Raw genomic sequence first — 5,674 nt, 5'->3', positions numbered from 1 at the left:
CCCTGCTCGGCCCGAACGGCGCGGGCAAGACCACCGCCCTGCGCGCCCTGGCCGGCCTCACCCCCCTCACCGCCGGCCACCTGCGCCTGGACGGCACCTCACTGGAGCACACTCCCCCGGAGTCCCGTCCGGTCGGCGTCGTCTTCCAGGACTACCTGCTCTTCCCCCACCTGTCCGCCCTGGACAACGTCGCCTTCGGCCCCCGCTGCCGGGGCGCCGGCAAAGCCGAGGCCCGCGCCCTGGCGGCGGCCTGGCTGGACCGCATGGGCCTCAGCGAACACGCCGCCTCCAAGCCCCGCCACCTCTCCGGCGGCCAGGCCCAGCGCGTGGCCCTGGCCCGTGCCCTGGCCACCCACCCCCGGCTGCTCCTCCTGGACGAACCGCTGGCCGCCCTGGACGCCCGTACCCGCCTGGAGGTCCGCGCACAGCTCCGCCGCCACCTCGCCGCGTTCGACGCGGTCTCCGTACTGGTCACCCACGACCCGCTGGACGCCATGGTGCTCGCGGACCGGCTGGTGGTCGTGGAGGACGGCCGGGTCGTCCAGGAGGGCACCCCCGCCGACATCGCCCGCCACCCGCGCACGGACTACATCGCCCAGCTCGTCGGCCTCAACCTCTACCGCGGCCAGGCCACCGGGCACACGGTACGGCTCGACGCGGGACCTTCGATCACGACCACCGAGGAGCTGTCCGGGCCGGTCTTCGTGGCGTTCCCGCCGTCCGCCGTCACCCTGTTCCGGGACCGGCCCTCCGGCGCCAGCGCCCGCAACCTGTGGCGCTGCGAGGTCGCCGGACTGGAGACGCACGGCGACCAGATCCGCGCCGACCTCACCGGCGAGCTGCCGCTCGCGGCGGATCTGACGACGGTGGCCGCCGCCGAGCTGGATCTGCACCCGGGTGCACCGGTCTGGGCGACGGTCAAGGCGACGCAGACCCACGCATACCCGGCCTGAGCGGACCGGCGCCCTACGGTGGGTGCCCATGACCCTGAGCATCCGCAACCAGCTCCCCGGCACCGTCACCGAGGTGCACTTCGGCGAGGTCATGGCCACCGTGAAGATCCGCCTGACCGGCGGCCAGGACCTCACCGCGGCCATCACCCTGGAGGCCGCCCGGGAACTCGCCCTGTCCGAGGGCGCCACGGTCCGCGCCCTGGTGAAGTCGACCGAGGTCTCCCTGGCCACCGCCCCGGTCCACCGCGTCTCGATCCGCAACCAGCTGCCCGGCACCGTCACGCACCTGGCCACCGGCGGCGCCATGGCCACCGTGAAGATCGACATCGAGGGCGGCCGGCTGACCTCGGCCATCACCCAGGAATCCGCCGCCGACCTGGACCTCTCCCTGGGCTCCCCGGTGATCGCCCTGATCAAGTCGACCGAGGTCGCCCTGGCAACGGCCTGACACGGCGAACACCCCCACCCGGACGTCTCGGCCCGCGAGGGCCCCGCCCCGCGTCCGCCACGGCAAAGGGCCCCACCCGGCGTCCGCCACGGCAAAGGGCCCCGTCCGGACGTCCNNGGACGTCCGGACGGGGCCCTCACCCACGGCTCGCTCAGTCCTCGTAGGCGTCCAGCGGCGGGCAGGAGCAGACCAGGTTGCGGTCGCCGAAGGCCTGGTCGATGCGGCGCACCGGCGGCCAGTACTTGTCGGCGGCCGAGACACCGGCCGGGAAGACGGCCTCCTCGCGGCTGTAGGCGTGCGCCCACTCACCGCCGAGCGCGGCGGCGGTGTGCGGAGCGTTCCGCAGCGGGTTGTCCTCGGCGGGCCACTCGCCGGAGCCGACCTTCTCGATCTCCGCGCGGATGGCGATCATCGCCTCGCAGAAACGGTCCAGCTCGGTGATGTCCTCCGACTCGGTCGGCTCGATCATCAGGGTGCCGGCCACCGGGAAGGACATGGTCGGCGCGTGGAAGCCGTAGTCGATCAGGCGCTTGGCCACATCGTCCACGGTCACGCCGGTCGCCTTGGTCAGCGGGCGCAGGTCGATGATGCACTCGTGCGCGACCAGGCCGCCGGGGCCGGTGTAGAGCACCGGGTAGTGCGGCTCCAGGCGCTTGGCGATGTAGTTCGCGGAGAGCACGGCCACCTGCGTGGCCCGCTTGAGGCCCTCGCCGCCCATCAGGCGGACGTACGCCCACGAGATCGGCAGGATCCCCGCGCTGCCCCACGGGGCCGCCGAGATCGGGCCCACGCCCGTCTCCGGGCCGGCCTCCGGCTGCAGCGGGTGGTTCGGCAGGTACGGCGCCAGGTGCGAGCGGACCGCCACCGGGCCGACGCCCGGACCGCCGCCGCCGTGCGGGATGCAGAACGTCTTGTGCAGGTTCAGGTGGGAGACGTCGCCGCCGAAGTGGCCGGGCTTGGCCAGTCCGACCAGGGCGTTCAGGTTGGCGCCGTCGACGTACACCTGGCCGCCCGCCTCGTGCACCTGGGCGCAGATGTCGGCGACGTGCTCCTCGAACACGCCGTGCGTCGACGGATAGGTGATCATCAGGACCGCCAGCTCGTCGCGGTACTGCTCGATCTTGGCGCGCAGGTCCGCGACGTCGATCTCGCCGTCCTCGGCGGTCTTGACGACGACGACCCTCATGCCGGCCATCACGGCGCTGGCCGCGTTGGTGCCGTGCGCGGAGGACGGGATCAGGCACACCGTGCGCTGCTCGTCGCCGTTGGCCCGGTGGTAGCCGCGTACGGCAAGCAGACCGGCCAGCTCACCCTGGGAACCGGCGTTCGGCTGGAGCGAGACCTTGTCGTAGCCGGTGACCTCGGCGAGACGCTCCTCCAGCTCGCGGATGAGCGTGAGGTAGCCCTGCGCCTGCTCGGCGGGCGCGAAGGGGTGCAGCTGCCCGAACTCGGGCCAGGTGACCGGCTCCATCTCGGTGGTCGCGTTGAGCTTCATGGTGCAGGAGCCCAGCGGGATCATGCCGCGGTCGAGCGCGTAGTCCCGGTCGGCCAGCTTGCGCAGGTAGCGCAGCATCGCGGTCTCGGAACGGTGCTGGTGGAAGACCGGGTGGGTGAGGTACGCGTCGGTGCGCAGCAGCGCCTCGGGCAGGGTGTCCTCGGCCGTCGCGTCCAGCGCCTCGATGTCGGCGTCGACACCGAAGGCGGACCAGACGGTGGCCAGCTGCGCCCGGCCGGTGGTCTCGTCGCAGGCCATGGAGACGTGGTCGGCGTCGACCAGACGCAGGTTGACGCCGTTCTCGCGGGCGGCGGCGACGACCTCGGCGGCCTTGCCGGGCACGCGCGCGGTGAGCGTGTCGAAGTACGCGCCGTGGACGATCTCCACGCCACCGGCCTTCAGCCCCTCGGCGAGGATGGTGGCGTACCGGTGCGTGCGCCGCGCGATGGTCCTCAGGCCCTCCGGCCCGTGGTAGACGGCGTACATGCCGGCCATCACGGCGAGCAGCACCTGCGCGGTGCAGATGTTGCTGGTGGCCTTCTCCCGGCGGATGTGCTGCTCACGGGTCTGCAGCGCGAGGCGGTACGCCTTGTTCCCGTCGGCGTCGACGGAGACACCGACGAGGCGGCCGGGGAGGCTGCGCGCGAACTTCTCGTGCACGGCCATGTAGCCGGCGTGCGGCCCGCCGAAGCCCATCGGCACGCCGAAGCGCTGGGTGGTGCCGACGGCGATGTCCGCCCCCAGCTCGCCCGGCGAGGTCAGCAGGGTCAGCGCGAGCAGGTCGGCGGCGACGGTGACGAGGGCGCCCAGTTCGTGCGCCTGGTCGATGACCGGCTTGATGTCCCGTACGGCACCGGAGGCGCCCGGGTACTGGATCAGCACGCCGTTGATCTCACGCTCGGCGATCTCCGCCGGGATGCCGTCGCTGAGGTCGGCGACGACGACCTCGACGCCGGTCGGCTCCGCACGGGTCTCGATCACGGCGATGGTCTGCGGCAGCGCGTCCGCGTCGACCAGGAACAGGCCCTTCTTGTTCTTGCCCATGCGCCGGGACAGCGCCATCGCCTCGGCGGCGGCGGTGCCCTCGTCGAGCAGGGAGGCGCCGGAGGTGGGCAGGCCGGTCAGGTCGGCGACCACCGTCTGGAAGTTCAGCAGCGCCTCGAGCCGCCCCTGCGAGATCTCCGGCTGGTACGGCGTGTAGGCCGTGTACCAGGCCGGGTTCTCCATCACGTTGCGGAGGATGACGGGCGGGGTGAAGGTGCCGTAGTAGCCCAGGCCGATCATGGAGCCGAGGACCTGGTTGCGGTCGGCGAGCGAGCGCAGCTCGGCGAGCACCTCGGCCTCGGTGCGGGCGCCCGGCAGGTCCAGGGCGTCGGCGTTCTTGATCACATCCGGGACCGCGGCGGCTGTCAGCTCGTCCAGCGAGCCGTAGCCGACCTGCGCGAGCATCTTGGCCCGCGCCTCCTGGTCGGGTCCGATGTGACGCTGCTCGAACGGGATGCCCGCTTCGAGCTCGGAGAGCGGAGTGCGATGGGCGGTCATTGCGGAGGCCTCCTGGTCTGACGCGACCTTCGAGGGGCACCCCGGTACGGATACCCCGACGGCCTCCCCCTCTGTCATCTCAACCTGAGAGCTTCACCGGGAGCCCGCGGGCACCGGCTTTCACCGTCGGTGAGAGCGGGAGCCGTCGACACCCGCTCTGCTTTCCAGAGTGACCTCGTCCATGCGGTACGTGAGCCTGAGAGATTCCGGGGAGGATTTGCTCCTTCGGCGCCTCCGACGTGGTCGGAGGACTCTCCCGCACGGGGTCAGCAGCCGCTGTCAGGGTACCAGCGAGGTCAACGCCGGAGCCTTCGAGTGGCCGCCTCCTTGAATGTGCTCTTTTGTAGTGCTTACGGATGAGTTGCGACCACGTGGAGGGAGAGGGACCGTGCAGACCGACATCGATCCGCGCAACCTGATCGGCCGCAAGGCGTTCGACCGCAATGGCACCAAGATCGGCACCATTGACGAGGTGTACCTGGACGACGCGACCGGCGTACCCGAGTGGGCGGCCATACGTACCGGACTGTTCTCCCGGGACGCCTTCGTGCCCCTGGAACCCAGCGAACTCGTCGACGGCACCCTGCACGTCCCCTTCGACCGCGCCCTGATCAAGGACGCCCCCGACTTCGGCGTGGGCCGCCATCTCTCTCCCGAGCAGGAACTCCAGCTCTACCACCACTACGGCCTGGACGTGGCCGCGCCCCCCACGGTCCCGGACCACGACTTCGGCAAACTGGCGGGCTCGGAGGAAACCTGACCCCGGGCCTCCCCGGACGGCGAGCTTCCTCCTGACCACGATTCCCCCTGTGCCCACGGGGCGGCCGCGGCCGAGGCCCGGGGATCCTCCCGCACCCGAGCCTCCCCCGATTCCTCGGGCTCCTCCCGAACCCGACCCTCCTCCCGATCACCAGCCTCCGCCCGGTCCTGAGAGTCCCCCCGGTCCTCAGCCTCGGCCCGGTCCTGAGGCTCCCCCCGGTCCTCAGCCTCCGCCCGGTGCCGAGCATCCCCCCGGCCCCTGGTCCCTCCCTGATCCCGGGCTTCTTCCGGGGTCTGGGGCGAAGCCCCGGGCCGGTCGCTGTTCGGCGGGCCGAGACGGGCAGGCGGGTGGGCAGAGCCCGGAACCAACGGCAACGGCTCAGCCGCCTCCAGCGCAGGATCCCCGACAAAAAACGTCCGCACCCTCCCCGGAGGGGACTGCGGCGTCTCGAACCGCACGGTGACCCGCCCCAGCCC

4 protein-coding genes and 1 riboswitch are annotated in these 5,674 nt (G+C 72.0%); of the genes, 3 read left to right on the top strand and 1 reads right to left on the bottom strand.

The window, feature by feature from the left end; all coding sequences use genetic code 11:
* Both CCN44_RS22790 and CCN44_RS22785 read left to right on the top strand, forming a co-directional pair.
* A partial coding sequence (locus CCN44_RS22790; protein ID WP_086699036.1) for an ABC transporter ATP-binding protein occupies positions 1 to 953 on the top strand: 953 nt, incomplete at its 5' end.
* Between the two features lie 28 nt (positions 954 to 981).
* Positions 982 to 1,401 (top strand): TOBE domain-containing protein, encoded by a 420-nt coding sequence (locus CCN44_RS22785; RefSeq protein ID WP_059248133.1) that lies wholly within the window; start codon positions 982 to 984, stop codon positions 1,399 to 1,401.
* A 151-nt stretch (positions 1,402 to 1,552) separates the two neighbouring features.
* Here CCN44_RS22785 and gcvP read toward each other — a convergent pair whose 3' ends face one another.
* On the bottom strand, positions 1,553 to 4,438 hold the full coding sequence (gcvP, locus tag CCN44_RS22780; RefSeq protein WP_086699033.1) for an aminomethyl-transferring glycine dehydrogenase: 2,886 nt from the start codon (positions 4,436 to 4,438) through the stop codon (positions 1,553 to 1,555).
* A gap of 174 nt (positions 4,439 to 4,612) precedes the next feature.
* Positions 4,613 to 4,707: riboswitch (glycine riboswitch) on the bottom strand.
* Between the two features lie 119 nt (positions 4,708 to 4,826).
* Between gcvP and CCN44_RS22775 the strand changes: the two genes are divergently transcribed.
* Positions 4,827 to 5,198 (top strand): PRC-barrel domain-containing protein, encoded by a 372-nt coding sequence (locus CCN44_RS22775; protein WP_189397311.1) that lies wholly within the window; start codon positions 4,827 to 4,829, stop codon positions 5,196 to 5,198.
* The last annotated feature ends 476 nt before the right edge of the window (positions 5,199 to 5,674 follow it).

The organism is Streptomyces tricolor, assembly GCF_002155905.1.
In the GTDB taxonomy this organism is placed as follows: Bacteria; Actinomycetota; Actinomycetes; order Streptomycetales; family Streptomycetaceae; genus Streptomyces; species Streptomyces tricolor.
The sequence above is the reverse complement of the archived record's forward strand: the minus strand, read 5'-3'. Positions and strand labels throughout refer to the sequence as shown.